This is a genomic window from Lysobacter sp. Soil_C_15 (assembly GCF_057657315.1).
The window spans coordinates 93,598-107,959 of record NZ_JBDGIR010000002.1 but is presented as its reverse complement, the minus strand read 5'-3'; the positions used below and the strand labels follow the sequence as shown (position 1 = coordinate 107,959).

Here is a 14,362-nt window from a genome sequence, read left to right as displayed (position 1 = left end):
TGGCGGTTGGGGAGCAAGCCCAGTGGGTGGTCTGGCGCCGGCCTCCGGTCGCGGCTTACGCCGCTCCTACAAGGGCACGTGCCGCGCAAGGGAACGCGCCGCGCCGTTGCTGTTCCCCCCTTTGAAAAAGGGGGGGAGGGGGGATTTGCCGTTGCCGTTGCTTTCGCCGTCTCCCGCCAGTCCGCGGTCGCGGCTTGTGACCGGAGGAAATCCCCGTGGGACGCCGCTCCTGCAAGGGCAGGCGCCGCGCTGGGGGCGGACTACACCGACCCGGCCGCCTCGTCGATCAGGGCGGCGACTTCGGCGGCGCGCGAGGCCAGCGAGGCGTGGCTGGCGTCGAGTTCGATCACCTTCTTCGCGCCCAGCCGGGCCGACATGCGGCGCTGGTTGTCCGGCGAGATCATCCGGTCCTGGCTGGAGATCTGGTACCAGCTCGGCTTGCTCTTCCAGGCCGGAGCCGAGATGGCGTCGCCGAAGGTACCGGCCAGCGGCGCCTTCTGGGTCACGCCCATCACCAGGCCTTCCTCGGCGCTGAGGTCCTGGCAGAAATCCTGGTGGAACTTGTCCGGGCTCAGCCACAGATAGCCGTCGCTGTCCGGGGCCAGGTCCGGCGCGGCCTGCGGCGGACTCTGCTGGGTGATGCCGCCGGGGCTTTCGCCGGCGTCGGGCGCGAACGCGGCGATGTAGACCAGGCCGACCGCGTTGGGCTGATTGCCGGCCTCGGTGATGACCGCGCCGCCATAGGAATGGCCGACCAGCAGCACCGGTCCGTCGACCTGGGCGACCATCTTGCGGGTGCGCTCGACGTCGTCGGCCAGCGAGGTCAGCGGCAGCTCGACCGCGCGCAGGCGATGGCCCTTGCGGGCGAGTTCGACGATGACTCGGCTCCAGTGGGCGGCGCCGCCCCAGAAGCCGTGGACGAGGACGATGGTCGGCTGACTGCTCATGATGGTGGTTCCGAATGAAGGCGCCAACGAAGGGGAGCGTAGGGAGCCCGTTGGCGGGGATCCCGTACGGCCGGTGCCCGGCCGGTGCGAGCGCGAGGGTTTCATGTCCGCGCGCTGGCCGCCGTGAAGCCGGGCGCAGGCGTTGCGCGGCCGCAACGCCTGCGCCCGGGCTTGTGGCCGTGCCGGCCCGAGCGCTTAACTTAGCCGGCCGCCGCTGCCGTGGCGTGACCGAAACGCCGCCATCCGATGCCGAAACGCCAGACCGCCCGCAGCCCCCGATCTTCCCGCTCTTCCGAGCCGGTCGCGGCCGTCGAGCCGGCATCGCTCGCGGCGCCGAAGCGTTCGCCGCGCGAGCGGTCGGCGCCGGCCGACGGCTCCAAAACGGACTCGCGACCGAGCGAATCGTCGCAGTTCGACCCGCGGCGGACAGACCCGCTGCAAGCCGACCCGCTGCAAACCGATGTGTTCTTCGAAGCCTTTCGCCTGGCGCGCCTGAACGGCGAACTGGTGCGCGAAGGCGCGCTGCTCGCCGGCCAGCCGCTGCGCTATCCGCGCGGCCGGGCGATGTTCCATTTCGTGCGTGAGGCGCCGTGCAGCTTCGCGATCGAAGCCGGCCCGGGCCGGCGCAGCCGCGTGCAGGCGCAGCCGGGCGATCTGCTGATCCTGCCGCAGGGCTGCGCGCACCGGATCGAGGCCGGCGCCGGCGCGGGCCCGCAGCTGACCAGCGGCGCGTTCGTGTTCGAGGCGCTCAGCGGCGCCGCGCTGATGCGCGCCTTGCCCGGCCTGTTGCACGTGCGCACGGCGCTGCAGGGCGCGGCCGACGAGTCGCCGGCGCAGTGGCTGGCGCTGACGTTCGAGGCGATGCGCAAGGAGACCCGGCAGCCGAGCATCGGCAGCCGGATCATGATCGCGCGCCTGATCGACATGGTCTTCATCTGGGCGGTGCGGCATTGGCTGGCGCAAGCGCCGGCGCAGCAGCGCGGCTGGATCCTCGCCCTGCGCGATCCGCTGGTCGCCCGCGCGTTGGCCTTGCTGCATGCCGAGCCGGCGCGCGACTGGACGGTGGACGCGCTGGCGGCGCGCCTGCATCAATCGCGTTCGGCGCTGGGCCAGCGCTTCGCCGAGCGCGTCGGCGAGCCGCCGATGCGCTATCTGGCCGGCTGGCGCATGCAGTTGGCGGCCGATCTGTTGGCGCGCACCGATGCGCTGGTCTCGCTGGTCGCGGCCCAGGTCGGCTACGGCTCCGAACCCGCCTTCAGCCGCAGCTTCCGCCGCGCCTTCGGCCTGAGCCCGAGCGAGTACCGCCGGCGCGTGCGCGAGCCGCTCAGCCCGGCAACACCTGCAGGGTGATCACGCACAGCGGGTCGCCCTTGCTGTCCTGGCTCCATTCCACCGACTGGACCAGGAAGCTCGTGCCCGGGGCGAAGGTGTACTCGATCTTGTCCGGCCCGTCCGACAGCGGGGTGATGTAGCTGGCCGCGTCCCAGACCCAGGCGCCCGGCGGCGGATTGGCGATCAGCACGATCCCGTTCTGGTACTGCAGAGCCTCGTCGTAGGTGCTGCCGAAGCTCCACACCATCTTGGTGGTCAAGGTGTCGCCGGGCTGGATGTAGTCGTCCAGCGCCTGCTGCAGCGGAATCTGCAGCGGCACGGTGGCCGGGCCGGCGTTGAGCGGGCATTGCAGGAACTCGATGCCGAAATGCTCGGTGCCGAGCTGGTAGATGTCGACCTGGCCGCTGAACAGCTGCGCCTGGTCGAGGACGCTGGTGCGCGGCATGGCCTGGAAGCCGGCCGCGAGCAGGCGGTTCTCGACGTCGCTGAAGCGTTGCAGCTGGGTCGCCACCGCGGCCAGCTGGGTCTGCACGCTCTGCAGCGAATCGGCCGGCGCCATCAGAAACGAGCGCATGTAATCGGGGTTCTGCGGGTTGTAGGTGTTCCAGTTCGATTCCCAGATCGCATCGGCGATGCTGGGCTGGTCCAGCGGCGGCGGCGAGTGGCCCATCGCGGTGTAGCCGAAGATCTTCATCAGCACCAGGCGGGTGAACGAGGCCGTGGTCCAGTCGTAGATCGACATCGCCAGTTGGAACGAATACGGCGTGAACGGAAACAGCCGTTCGCCCAGCGCGCGGATTTCGGCGGTGCTCTTGCCCGGCGCATCCGGGATGTCCTGATACGGCACGTACTTCTGCGCGATCATCGCTTCCAGGTAAGCCGCATCGGCCGGGGCGATCGCCGGCAGCGGCTTGAGCGCGCCGGCGCCGCTCTGGCCGCTGCCGACCGCGGTCGCCGCGAAGCGCGCGTCCGCGCTCAGGCTGAGGTCCAACTGCACGCTGGGGTTGGGGGTGTAGTCCAGGCTGATCCCGTTGCAGTCGACCAGATCCATCACCGGTCCGTTCGGAAAGCCGTTCTGGAAGTCGGTGATGTCCAAAAAGCCCAGGCCGTCGACGATCAGCCGGCTCGACGCGCCGCTGCCGCCGCGCATCGCGGTCAACGGCTGGCCGTCGCTGAACCACAGCGCCGCGCCGCTGGGGTTGTCGATCGTGCGCAGCTGCCACATGCGGACCTCGACGACGGCGGGGCGGGGCGCCCGCCGATATTCCGCCCAACGCCAAGCCGCCGCCGGCGAGGCCAGCCCGCCGCGGCCGCCGGCCGCAACTGCGACCGCGGTCGGGATTCGCCGCGGTCGCGTTCCGGGGTGCGGGCTATTTGGCGATCAGCAACAGCAGCGAGCGCGCCTGCAGTCCATAGCTGGTGTTTTCGCCGCCGATCAGGGTTTCCGAGCCGGGCAGGGCGACCGCGTTCGGGCCCTCGTTCCAGGTCGCGGTGTCGGTCACCCGATACCACTGCTTGCCGTTGCCCGGCCAGGGCAGGACGAAGTTCACCGGCCCCGACCAACCGTTGTAGGCGACGTAGATCGCGCTGGCCGGATCGGCGAACTCGCTGCCGTCGATGCGCCAGGCCAGGGCGTGGTTGTCGGTCGCGTTGAAGTAGGCCGCATCGGCCTGGGCGCCGTCGGGCTTGAACCAGCGCAACTGCTCCATCACGTTGCCGTTGTTGTCCGCGCCGGAGTAGAAGCCGGCCGGGCGCAGCGCCGGGTGCGCCTTGCGGAACGCGATCAGGCGGCGGGTATAGGTTTCGTGGTCGGCTTCGATCGCGCTGCGGGTCCAGTACAGCCAGTTGGCCGGCGAATCCAGGTTGTAGCTGTTGTTGTTGCCGAACTGGGTGCGCAGCGCTTCGTCGCCGCCGGTGATCATCGGCACCCCGGCGCTGAGCATCACGAAGGCCAGGCCGGTGCGCGCGGCCTTGCGCTGTTCGGCGACCGCGCCGCCCTGGTCCCAGCTGAGATTGTGGTCTTCGCCGCCGTCGGAGGGGCCGTAAGGCCAGGGCTGGTTGTTCTGCTTGCTGTTGTAGGCGTACAGGTCGTTGAGGGTGAAGCCGTCGTGGGCGACCATGAAGTTGACCGAATGCCAGGGCTTGCGGCCGTCGTCGCCGTACAGGTCGCTGGAGCCGGCGAAGCGCGTGGCCAGGGTGCCGGCGGTGACGGTTTCCTGGCCGAGCTTGTTCTGCTTCTTGCGCAGCGCGTCGCGGTACAGGCCGTTCCACTCCGCCCAGCCGGCCGGGAAATTGCCGACCTGATAGGAGTTGCCGCCGATCGCCCAGGGCTCGGCGATCAGGTCCAGGCCGGCGCCGCCGCCGGCCGGACGCGGCGGCAGCTCGGCGACGATCCGGTTCAGTGCGGTGCCCGGGTCGAGCTTGTCGTAGTTGAAGCAGCCGTGCTGGCAAGTGTTGCCGAGCACCGAGGCCAGGTCGAAGCGGAAACCGTCGACGCCGAGGGTGTCGCGCCAATAGGCCAGCGAGTCGACGATCAGGTTCTGCGCCGCGGGGTGGCGGGTGTTGTAGTTGCCGCCGACGCCGGTGTTGTCCCAGGGGTGCTGGTAGTCGCTGCTGAGCGAGTAGTAACCCGGGTTGTCGAGGCCGCGGAACGACAGCAGGTTGTACACGGTCAGGCCGTCGCTGCCGCCCCAGGGGCCGCCTTCGCCGGTGTGGTTGTAGACCACGTCGATGTAGACCTTGATCCCGGCGTCGTGGAAGGCCTTGACCATCGCCTTCCACTCGCGGGTCGGCCCGCCCGGCGATTTGTCGGCGGCGTAGCGACGGTCCGGGGCGAAGTAGTTCAAGGTCATGTAGCCCCAGTAGTTGTCGCCGGCGGTCGAGTTCGGGGCGATGTCGTTCTGGTCGTTCTGGGTCTCCTGCACCGGCAGGAACTCGACCGCGGTGACCCCGAGCGAGGCCAGGTGGGCGGCCTTGCGCGCCGCGCCGGCGTAAGTGCCGCGCTCGGCCGCGGGCACGCTGTCGTCGTTGCGGGTCAGGCCGCGCACGTGCACTTCGTAGACCACCTCGTCCTTGAGCGGACGGCTGGGCTTGCTGCCGATCGAGCCGGACTGCGGCGCCAGGGCGATGCCCTTGGCCGCGCAGGCGCCGCTGTCCTTGTGCCGGTGCGACGCGCCGCTGGCGTAGATCGTGCCGTCGGGGCAGGCGGCGGTGTTCGGGTCCTGGCTGATCTCGCGCGCGTAGGGATCCAGCAGCAGCTTGTTGGGATTGAAGCGATTGCCGGCGGCGTCGACGTCGCTGACGAAACCGGTGCTGCTGCCCTTGGTCCACGAGGCCGAATACGGCCAGTTCGGCCCCCAGGCGCGGTAGCCGTAGTACACCGCGCCGGTGATGCCGTAGCTGTTCTTGATCGTGGTCACCGGCAGGGTGGTCGACCAGACGTTGCTGGCCGCGTCCTTGCTCAGGGCGATCCGTGCGACCTCCTGCGAGCCCGAGCCGGCCTTGTACAGCCAGACCTCGACCCGGGTCGCGCGCGAGGACCAGACCCGGAAGGCGAGGTTGGCCTGCGCGGCGTCGTAGCGCGCGCCGAGCTGCTGGGCGTCGATCGCGGCCGATGCGGCCAGCGGCCAGGCCGTCGCCAGCGCGACAGCGGCCGCGCAGGCCAGGCCGGAGGTGGTGTGTCGCCATTGCCGCGTTGTCCGCATCGTCCTGCTCCCCGGGGTCGGATGCGCCGGATCGGCGCCTGCAGGCACTCTAGGCGCGATGCTGCGGCGCTCCGGAGCGGCTGCAATCGTATTCACGCGGCGATTCGTGACGCGGAACGAATTGCGGCCGCCGCGGCGCGGCCGGGCGCCCGGTCGCGCCGGCCGCGCAATCCTCGCGGTTGCAGTGTGCTGCCTGGTCCAGTCGCGGGTGGTCGGGGCCGCCGCCCTAAACCATCGTCCCCGCCGGGCGGATAACCAACCAGGCGGCTGACGGGGTTTGCCCAGGCCGCTGCGCGGGCGGACAATCCGCCCCTACCCATGGCCTGGATGCGGCACGGATCTGCGTGCGGCGGGAATTCGCATGAACTACGAGAAACTCGATAACGACGAACTGCTGGTCCTGGCGCTGGCGGCGATCAACGGCGGCCGCGACGCCGAGGCCTTGTTGCTGCTCAAGACCTTGCTGGAGCGCGAGCCGGGACAGGTGCACGCCCGCTACCTGCTGGCTGCGCAGTACGCGCAAATGGGGCTGATGGATCGGGCCGAAGCCGGTTTCCGGGCGGTGGTCGCGGCGGCGCCGCAACTGGCGATCGCGCGTTTCCAGCTCGGCCAGTTGCTGCTCGGCAAGGGCGATGCGGATCAGGCCGCAGCGGTGCTGGCGCCGCTGAGCGGCGGCGACGATGCGCTGGCCGCCTATGCGCGCGGCCTGTCGGCCCTGGTCGGCGAAGATTCGGTCGCGGCGGCGCGCGAGCTGCGCGCGGGACTGGCCCTGGCCCAGCCGGTGCCGGCGTTGGCGGCCGACATGCAGCGCCTGCTCGACGGCATCGCGGCGCCGGCCGATACGATCGCGCCGCTGGCCGCCGCTGCGCCGCGGTTCCTGTCCAGCTACGGCTACGAAGGCTGAGCGCGATGGCGGTGGAACGTCTCGGGCCGACCGCTGCGCTGATCTCGGCCTTGCGGCTGGAGGTCGCGAGCAAGCGCGAGCGCGCGGCAAGATCGGGAAACTCCGCGTCCGGAGCGGGCGGGCCGGCCGCGTCGCGGCGCGACATCGCGGTTCTGCGCCGCGAACTGGCCGATATCGCTGCGCGGGTGCCGCCGGGCGACGAGCAGGCCATGGACGCTGCGCGCCCGCGGCTGGTGCGCGCGATCCTGTTGTGGGAGTTCGGCCCGGAGTTGCGCGAGTACGGCGAATGGCAGGCGATGATCGACAGCATTGTCGAGACCATCCGGAGGGACGCCGAGCAATGCAAAGCCCTGTCCGAGCTGATCGAGGAACTGCGCCGCGGCTAGCGCTTCAGCATGTTCATCTTCATTCGGGGTTGGCACATTTTTCTGCTTCGCCATGCTCCGAAAGTCGGTTGACTGACTTCAAAATCGGGCTGTAGAGTGCGTCTCGTTGCAATCGGGCGCTCATCACAGTGTGCGACGAAGGCACAAGGGGCGGGCGCAGGTGTCGGGGAGGAACGGCGTTCGGTAGTTGGCACGGGCCGCCGTGCCGGTAAGCGATTGGGCACAGCATTCAATGGACACGGACGTACGGATTGCGCGCCTGCAGACCTACTTCGAAGCCGACCCCGCCAATGCGGATCTCGCCTGCGAACTCGCCGACGCCTTGTCGGTCGCCGGTCGGCCTCAAGACGCGCTGAAAACGCTCGAAACCCTGCCGCTCGCAGCCGCCGAGACCGCGGGCGTCGGCTTCAGGCGCATGCGCATCGCCTTGCTGCAGGGCGATTACGCGGCCGCCGAGCGCGCCGGCTCGGCCCTGTTGGCGGCCGGCACGGATGCGCCGGCGATACGCCACGACTTAGCATTCAGCCTGCTTTGCCTGCGCCGGCCGGAACAGGCCGAAATCCAACTGGCATCGGCGCTGCAGCGTTTCGGCCCGGAACCGCCGCTGGTCCTGCTGCGTTCGCGGATCGCGCTGATGCAGGAGCGCTACGACGACGCCATCGCTTTCGCCCACGAAGCCATCGCCCTGGACAGCGGCGAACCGTCGTCGCACGGCGTGCTGGCCCTGGCCTTGTTCGACGCCAGCCGCTTCGACGAGGCCGCCGCCGCGGCCGCCCGGGCCCAATCTCTGGACCCGGATCAGCACGAAGCGCTGCTGGTCGCCGGAACCCTGGCCTTGTGGCGGCAGGACCTGGACCTCGCCCAGGACGCTTTCGAGCGCGCGCTGCGCCGGCACTCCGGCTCCGGCCGGGCCCTGTCCGGCCTCGGCCAGTTGCTGATGCTGCGCAACCAGGTGCCGCAAGCCTGCGAGGTGCTCGAGCGCGCCACCCAGGCGATGCCGGACCATATCGGCACCTGGCATGCGCTGGCCTGGAGCCAGTTGCTCGACGGTCGGCGCGATGCGGCCGAAGCCAGTTACCGTAGCGCCTACGCATCGGATCGCAATTTCGCCGACACCCACGGCGGACTGGCCCTGATCGATGCCTTGCGCGGCAACTACGACCTGGCCGAGCAGGGCATCAAGCGCGCCCTGCGCCTGGACCCGCAGGCGATCACCGCCCGTTACGCGCAGACCCTGGTGCTCGATGCCCGCGACCAGCGCGAGGCTTCGCGGGCGGTGATGGACGATCTGCTGCGCTCGGGAACGAGCGTGGCCGCGCCGATGCCGGTCGAAGAATTCGCCGCCCGGCTCAAGCGCCTGCTCGACGCCAAGCCGACCTGAGCCCGAGAAGCCTCCATGGACGCGGATTATGCGGTCCGTCTGTTGACGGAAACGCTGCTCGCGGCGGTCAAGATGTCCGCCCCGATCCTGTTGGCGACGCTGGTGATCGGCCTGGCGATCTCGATCGTGCAGGTCGTGACCCAGGTGCAGGAGATGACGCTGACGTTCGTGCCTAAGCTCGCGGCGGTGGTCGCGGTATGCGTGTTCATGGGCGGATGGATGCTGTCGGTCGCCACCGAGTTGGCCAAACGCATGTTCGAAGTCGCGGCGGGGCTGTAGCGATGGAGCCGATCGAACGTTATGCCGGCGCCCTGGGCTTGGCCTTCCTGCGCTATGCGCCGCCGATCGTGATCGGCGGCCTGTCGCCGTTGCGCTGGGCGCCGCCGATGGTGCGCATCGTCCTGGCCCTATGCCTGGCCTGGGCCACGGTGCTGGCGATGCCCGGCGCCGACCTGGCCGCGATGCCGGACCAGGCCCTGGGCTGGGTCGTCGCGGCCGCGCTCGAACTGGCCATCGGCCTGGTGTTCGGCCTGGTGATCATGATTCCGCAGGGCGCGCTGCATCAGGCCGGCTGGTTGGTCGACGTGCAGGCCGGACTCAGCGCGTCGACGCTGTTCAGTCCGGGCAGCCAGGGCGACGCCCAATCGGCGCTGGGCACCGCCCTGATGTTGCTGGGGACGGTGCTGTTCTTCGCCTTGGACCTGCACCTGGATCTGTACCGCGCCCTGGTCGCCAGCATCGGCGTGCTGCCGCTGGGCGGTGCCGGACTGCGGCTCGACGCAGGCGCCTTGTTCGGCCTGGTCGGCAGCAGTTTCCTGCTCGCGCTGATGGTGGTGGCGCCGGTGGTGCTGGGGCTGTTCGCGGTGGACGTGGGCGTGGCCTACGCCACCCGCTCGATGCCGCAGGCCAATGTGTATTTCCTTGTCCTGCCGCTGAAGATCGTCGTCGCCGTGCTGCTGTTCGCGGCGACGCTGCCGTTCATGCCGAGCCTGATCGGCCGCCTGTTCCGCGATGCGTTCGAGCGCGTCCCGGCGTTGCTGGGAGGCTGAGCATGTCCCAGGGCGACCAGGACAAGACCGAGCAGCCTACCCCGTACCGGCTGGAGGAGGCGCGCAAGCGCGGCGAGGTCGCCAAGAGCGCCGACGCGGTCGGCGCGGTGATGATGATCGTGTTCGCGGCGGTCGCAGCCGCCAGCGCCGGCTGGGCCGCGTACGCGGTGGCGGCGGCAACCCGGCGCACGATCGAGCTCGCCGGCGGCGCGCCCAGCCTCAACGGCGCCTTCGTGCGCTGGCTGGGCGGAGTGTGGGCGCCGGTATGGCAGTCGCTGACGCCGTTGGCGCTGGCCCTGGTCGTCGCGGCGGTGCTCGCCAACCTGATCCAGACCGGGCCGATGTTCACCACCCATCCGCTCAAGCCCGACTTCAAGCGGATGAATCCGGCCGCTGCGCTGAAGCGGATCTTTTCCCTGCGCACGCTGTGGGAACTGGGCAAGCTGGTGGTCAAGTGCCTGCTGCTGGCCGCGATCTGCGCCTTGTTCGTGTGGAAGGCGCGGGCGCTGGCCGAAGCGGTGGCGATGACCTTGCCGCAGCGGCTGGGCTCGCTGGTGCTGGCGAGCTTCGTCAAGGCCTCGATCTATACCCTGATGGTGCTGGCGCTGGTCGCCCTGGTCGACCTGCTGTTCACCCGTCGCGAGTTCATGCGCAAGATGCGCATGAGCCGGCGCGAACTGCGCGACGAAATCAAGCGCCGCGACGGCGATCCGCAGGTCAAGTCGAAGCAGCGCCAGCAGCTGCGCGAGTTGCTGCAGAAAGCGCGGGCGATCGGCCGGGTGGGGCAGGCCGACGTGGTCCTGACCAACCCCACCCATGTCGCGGTGGCCCTGCGCTATCGGCCCGGCCAGACCCTGGCGCCGGTCGTGTTGGCCAAAGGCGCGGGCGTGCTGAGCCATCGTATCCGCCGCCTCGCCGCCCGCCATGGCGTGCCGATCATGCGGGTGCCGCCGTTGGCGCGCGCCCTGTACGCCGAATGCGAGATCGACGCGATGGTGCCGGAGCGCCGCTACGCCGAGCTGGCGCCGATCTACCGTGAACTGTGGGCCGCGCGCAGCGGCGGGGCGCCGGCATGAAATCGATGTTGCACCTGCTGTGGGCCGGCAAGCGCGACCTGGCGTTGGTGGCGCTGGTGATCGGCGTGCTGGTCGTGCTGTTCGTGCCGGTTCCGGCGCCGGTGCTGGATTTCCTGCTGGTGACCAACATCAGCCTGGCGCTGCTGATCCTGCTGGTGACGTTCTTCACCGAGACGCCGCTGAAGTTCTCCACCTTCCCGACCATCCTGCTGTTGTCGACCCTGTTCCGGCTGTCGCTGAACGTATCGGCGACGCGCCTGATCCTGGAGGGGGCCGACGCCGGCCGGGTCATCAACGCGATCGGCGAGTTCGTGGTCGGCGGCAACTACGTCGTCGGCATCGTGGTGTTCCTGATTCTGGTGGTGGTCCAGTACGTAGTGGTGACCAGCGGCGCGCAGCGCGTGGCCGAGGTCGCCGCGCGTTTCACCCTGGACAGCATGCCCGGCAAGCAGATGAGCATCGACGCCGACATGAACATGGGGCTGATCGACGAGCACGAGGCCAAGCGCCGCCGCGCCCTGATCGAGAAAGAGGCCAATTTCTACGGCGCGATGGACGGCGCGACCAAGTTCGTCAAGGGCGATGCCATCGCCGGCATCATCATCATCCTGACCAATATCGTCGGCGGCCTGGCGATCGGCATCGCCCAGCTCGGCCTGCCCTGGGGCGAGGCGGTGCAACGCTTCACCCTGTTGACCATCGGCGATGGCATCGTCACCCAGATTCCCTCGCTGGTGATCGCGGTCGCGACCGGCATCATCATCACCCGCGCCGCTGCCGACGCCCAGTTGGGCTCGGAAATCCCCAAGCAGGTGCTGGCCAATCCGCGCGCGCTGCTGGTGGTCGGCCTGGCTCTGTTCGCGATCCTGCTGTTGCCGGGGTTCCCGAAGCTGCCGGTGCTGGTGGTGTTGGCCCTGCTCGGCGTGCTGGCCTTCCTCAGCGCGCGCGTCTACAAGGAAGCGGCGGCGCGGCAGAACGACGCGGCGGGCGAAGAGGGGACCCAGGCGTCCGCGCCGGCCGGCGACGAAATGCAGCAATGGATGCGGATCGAGCCGATCGAAATCCGCCTCGGCAGCGAGCTGGCCGCCCGCCTGACCGGGCCGGACAGCGATCTGATCGAGCGCTTCTCCACTTTGCGCAAACAGTTCGCCCAGGACCTGGGTTTCGTGCTGCCGAAGATCCAGACCGGCCCGCGCACCGAATTGGCCGCCGACGGTTACGAGATCCACTTCCACGGCAGCCGCGTCGGCAACGGCGAACTGGCGATGGACCGCATCCTGGCGATCAACCCCGGCGGCGAACGCGCCGCGCTGGAGGGGCCGCAGACCCGCGATCCGGCCTATGGCCTGCCGGCGCAATGGATCGCCAAGGAACAGCGCCCGCTGGCGCGCAGCGCCGGCTACACCCTGGTCGATCCCGATACCGTGCTGATGACCCATCTCAGCGAACTGGTCAAGCGCCAAGCGGCCGACCTGCTGACCCGCGCCGACACCGAGCGCCTGCTGCAGCGCATGCGCGAACAGCACGGTTCCTTGCTCGACGACCTGGTGCCGACGGTGCTGACCTATTCGGATGTGCAGCGGGTCTTGCAGCTGCTGTTGCGCGAACAGGTCAGCATTCGCCATCTGGAGGCGATCCTGGAGGTGCTGATCGACGCCGGCAAGAGCACCAAGTCGGCCGACGAATTGGCCGAACGCGTGCGCGAACGCCTCGGCGCGATGATCTGCCAGCCTTTGCGCGACGCCCAGGGCGACCTGCACGTCCTGACCCTGGCGCCGGACGTGGAGCGCACGCTGATGGCCAATCTCCGTCCGGGAGACGCGCGCGGGACATTGTTCGCCGATGTCGGCCAACTGGACGGCTTCATGAAGAACCTGTCGCGGCATGCCGAGTCGATGATGAGCCGCAACCTGTCGCCGGTGATCCTGTGCCCGTCGCCGATCAGGCGCGGCCTGCGCGGCCTGTTGCACCGCTCGATGCCGTATGTGGCCGTGCTCGGCCTCAACGAGATTCCCGCCACCACGCCGGTGCGTTCCTTCGCCGCGATACAGGTCAACTGACCAGGTCAAACAGCCGCCGCCATGACCGATACCTTGCAAGCCATCGCCCGCGCCCTGTCCGCCGACGTCCAGCAACTGGGGACGATCAGCCACAACGTCGCCAATCTCAACACGCCGGGCTACCGCGCGGCGCGCAGTGCGCCCAGCTTCGACGCCGCGCTGGCGGCGACCCCGACGCGCATCGATCAGCGCGACGGCAGCCTGATCCAGACCGGGCGGCCGCTCGACCTGGCGCTGCAGGGCGAAGGCTTCTTCGCCGTGGAGCGCGACGGACAGCGGCTATTGACCCGCGCCGGCGCGTTCGGCTTGGACGCCGAGGGCGCGCTGGTCAATGCCGTAGGCGACCGCGTGCTGGGCGAGTCGGGTCCGTTGCTGTTCGCCGACCCCGCCCAGGCCGCCGGGCTGCGTTTCGCCGCCGACGGCGAAATCTTCGGTGCCGACGGCCGCAGCCTGGGCCGGCTGGACTTGGTCGCGGCCGCCGACGCCTCGGCGCTGCGGCCGGTGGGCGAGGGCGCCTACGCCTACGACGGCGCCGCCGGCGCGTGGGGCGGACGACTGCTGCAGGGGGCGCTGGAAAGCGCGAACGTCGATCCGGCCCAGGAAACGATCCGCCTGATCGAGACCACCCGCCACGCCGAGTCGGTGCAGCGGGCGATCTCGATCTACGACAAAGCCATGGACGCCGGCGTCAACCGCCTCGGCGACAACTGATTCCCAGGAGCACGCAGATGATCGACGCACTCTATATTTCGGCCAGCGGCCTGCGCAGCGAGCAGAAGCAGCTCGATGTGATCTCCAACAACGTCGCCAACCTGCAGACGCCGGGCTTCAAGAAGGGCCGGGTCAACTTCGTCGAGGTCGCCGCCGGGCCGGCCGCCGCGGGCGGGGCGGACGCGGCCGCCGCCGAGCCGTACGCGGCGGTGGAGGCCGGCGGCAACGGCGCCCGGGTGCTTTCGACCTCGACCCTGTTCACCCCCGGCGAACTGCGCTCGACCCAGGGTACCTACGACCTGGCCATCGACGGCGCCGGTTTCTTCGAGCTGATGACCGAAGACGGGCGCGCGGTGTACACCCGCGACGGCCAGTTCCGCCTGGATGCCGACGGCAGCCTGAAATCGATCCACGGCCCGCGCTTGGCCCAGGACCTGCGCATCCCCGAGGGCGCCAAGGAAGTGCGCGTGGCCGAGAACGGCGAGGTCACCGCCTTGTTGGAAGGCGAGAAGGAACGCAGCCTGCTCGGCCAGCTCGAGCTGACCGCGTTCGCGGTGCCCGATGCGCTGATCTCGCTCGGCGACAACCAGTTCGGCGCCGACGACCGAGCCGGCGCGCCGAGTTACGGGCGTCCCGGCGAAACCGGCTTCGGCACCTTGCAGCAGGGGCAGATCGAGATGGCCAACGTCGAAATGATCGACGAGATGTCGGCGCTGGTGCTGGCGCAGCGCGCCTACCAGCTCAACGCCCGGGTGCTGCAGGCATCCGATCAGATCCTGGAAACGATCAACAACCTGCGCCGCTGATGCCGA

14 protein-coding genes are annotated in these 14,362 nt (G+C 69.7%); 10 read left to right on the top strand and 4 right to left on the bottom strand.

Going from position 1 to position 14,362, the window contains the following annotated elements; genetic code table 11:
* Window positions 1-260: 260 nt before the first annotated feature.
* Window positions 261-947, bottom strand: a complete 687-nt coding sequence (locus AC3A57_RS04490; protein ID WP_487577798.1) for an alpha/beta hydrolase — start codon at window positions 945-947, stop codon at window positions 261-263.
* Window positions 948-1,147: 200 nt separating this feature from the next.
* Window positions 1,148-1,327 carry a hypothetical protein gene (locus AC3A57_RS04485; protein ID WP_487577797.1) on the bottom strand — a complete coding sequence of 60 codons (180 nt, stop codon included), beginning with the start codon at window positions 1,325-1,327 and terminating at the stop codon, window positions 1,148-1,150.
* Window positions 1,328-1,409: 82 nt separating this feature from the next.
* Here AC3A57_RS04485 and AC3A57_RS04480 point away from each other — a divergent pair, with 82 nt between their 5' ends.
* Complete coding sequence (locus AC3A57_RS04480) at window positions 1,410-2,297, top strand: helix-turn-helix transcriptional regulator (RefSeq protein WP_487577796.1); 888 nt, start codon at window positions 1,410-1,412, stop codon at window positions 2,295-2,297.
* Here the strand turns inward: AC3A57_RS04480 and AC3A57_RS04475 are convergent.
* Together AC3A57_RS04475 and AC3A57_RS04470 are read right to left on the bottom strand one after the other, a co-directional pair.
* Entirely contained in the window at window positions 2,272-3,504 is a 1,233-nt protein-coding gene (locus AC3A57_RS04475) for a hypothetical protein (RefSeq protein ID WP_487577795.1), read from the bottom strand. The two genes, AC3A57_RS04480 and AC3A57_RS04475, sit on opposite strands and share 26 nt — an antisense overlap.
* Before the next feature lie 145 nt (window positions 3,505-3,649).
* Window positions 3,650-5,983, bottom strand: coding sequence for a glycogen debranching protein (locus AC3A57_RS04470; RefSeq protein ID WP_487577794.1), 2,334 nt, complete (start codon window positions 5,981-5,983; stop codon window positions 3,650-3,652).
* Window positions 5,984-6,344: 361 nt separating this feature from the next.
* On the opposite strand from AC3A57_RS04470, the gene AC3A57_RS04465 reads away from it, so the two are divergent.
* The 9 genes from AC3A57_RS04465 (at window position 6,345) to AC3A57_RS04425 (ending at window position 14,356) form a co-directional block, all read left to right on the top strand.
* Window positions 6,345-6,887: a hypothetical protein gene (locus AC3A57_RS04465; protein ID WP_487577793.1), complete on the top strand. Its 543-nt coding sequence runs from the start codon at window positions 6,345-6,347 to the stop codon at window positions 6,885-6,887.
* 5 nt (window positions 6,888-6,892) lie between these two features.
* Window positions 6,893-7,273, top strand: a complete 381-nt coding sequence (locus AC3A57_RS04460; protein ID WP_487577792.1) for a hypothetical protein — start codon at window positions 6,893-6,895, stop codon at window positions 7,271-7,273.
* Between the two features lie 232 nt (window positions 7,274-7,505).
* Window positions 7,506-8,654 (top strand): tetratricopeptide repeat protein, encoded by a 1,149-nt coding sequence (locus AC3A57_RS04455; RefSeq protein ID WP_487577791.1) that lies wholly within the window; start codon window positions 7,506-7,508, stop codon window positions 8,652-8,654.
* A gap of 15 nt (window positions 8,655-8,669) precedes the next feature.
* Window positions 8,670-8,933 (top strand): flagellar biosynthetic protein FliQ, encoded by a 264-nt coding sequence (locus AC3A57_RS04450; RefSeq protein WP_487577790.1) that lies wholly within the window; start codon window positions 8,670-8,672, stop codon window positions 8,931-8,933.
* 2 nt (window positions 8,934-8,935) lie between these two features.
* Entirely contained in the window at window positions 8,936-9,703 is a 768-nt protein-coding gene (locus tag AC3A57_RS04445; RefSeq protein ID WP_487577789.1) for a flagellar biosynthetic protein FliR, read from the top strand.
* A gap of 2 nt (window positions 9,704-9,705) precedes the next feature.
* On the top strand, window positions 9,706-10,779 hold the full coding sequence (locus AC3A57_RS04440) for an EscU/YscU/HrcU family type III secretion system export apparatus switch protein (RefSeq protein WP_487577788.1): 1,074 nt from the start codon (window positions 9,706-9,708) through the stop codon (window positions 10,777-10,779).
* Window positions 10,776-12,839 (top strand): flagellar biosynthesis protein FlhA, encoded by a 2,064-nt coding sequence (locus AC3A57_RS04435; RefSeq protein WP_487577787.1) that lies wholly within the window; start codon window positions 10,776-10,778, stop codon window positions 12,837-12,839. The genes AC3A57_RS04440 and AC3A57_RS04435 overlap by 4 nt, the downstream gene beginning before the upstream one ends.
* 21 nt (window positions 12,840-12,860) lie before the next feature.
* On the top strand, window positions 12,861-13,550 hold the full coding sequence (locus tag AC3A57_RS04430; RefSeq protein WP_487577786.1) for a flagellar hook-basal body protein: 690 nt from the start codon (window positions 12,861-12,863) through the stop codon (window positions 13,548-13,550).
* A gap of 17 nt (window positions 13,551-13,567) precedes the next feature.
* Window positions 13,568-14,356 carry a flagellar hook-basal body protein gene (locus tag AC3A57_RS04425; RefSeq protein WP_487577785.1) on the top strand — a complete coding sequence of 263 codons (789 nt, stop codon included), beginning with the start codon at window positions 13,568-13,570 and terminating at the stop codon, window positions 14,354-14,356.
* Window positions 14,357-14,362 lie beyond the last annotated feature (6 nt).